A 774-nucleotide genomic window follows, 5' to 3' on the forward strand; every position below is an offset into this window, starting at 1 on the left:
TTAAAAAGCTGCAACGAAGTCACAAAATTTAGTCAAATGAAATACCTAAACGCTGACCTACCTCTTCGTAAGTTTCGATCACGCTACCAAGACCTTGCCTAAACCTGTCTTTATCCATCTTCTTACGAGTTTCTTTATCCCAAATACGACAGCCGTCCGGGCTAAATTCATCACCAAGAACAATTCTACCTTCAGACAAACCAAACTCTAGCTTGTAATCAACCAATAGCATACCCGCCTTGTCAAACATTGCTGACAGCACATCGTTTACTTGATAGGTAAGCTTTTCCATTTCGACAAGCTGTTCTTTCGTGGCCCAACCAAAGGATACACAGTGAGAAACGTTAATCATTGGGTCATGCAGAGCATCATCTTTTAGGAATAGTTCGAACGTAGGTGGAGTCAATTCTTTTCCTTCTTCAACACCTAGGCGACGTACTATGCTACCCGCTGCATAGTTACGAACAACACACTCCACAGGCAACATTTCAAGATTTTTTACCAGGCACTCGTTATCTGATAGCAAGGCTTCAAAATGAGTTTCGATACCAGCCTCTTCTAAAGCCTGCATGATAAAAGCGTTAAACTTATTATTTACCATGCCCTTTCGATTCAGCTGCTCCATTTTCTCGCCATCAAAAGCAGAGGTATCGTCTCTAAACAAAAGAACAAATTTGTTTGGATCTTCTGTGGTATAAACTGATTTTGCTTTACCAGCGTAAAGTTCTTTCTGCTTTTGCATAAAAAGGAAACTCCCGAGAGTGGCTCTAAGAT

General features: G+C 40.8%; 1 protein-coding gene. It reads right to left on the reverse strand.

The window, feature by feature from the left end:
- Positions 1–28: 28 nt before the first annotated feature.
- On the reverse strand, positions 29–742 hold the full coding sequence (gene purC, locus A3766_RS20555) for a phosphoribosylaminoimidazolesuccinocarboxamide synthase (protein WP_068507797.1): 714 nt from the start codon (positions 740–742) through the stop codon (positions 29–31).
- Positions 743–774: the final 32 nt, after the last annotated feature.

Source organism: Oleiphilus sp. HI0132 (assembly GCF_001635845.1).

Coding starts and splice junctions, on each gene's coding strand:
- purC (WP_068507797.1), bottom strand. CDS start 742: ATGCAAAAGCAGAAAGAACTTTACGCTGGTAAAGCAAAATCAGTTTAT.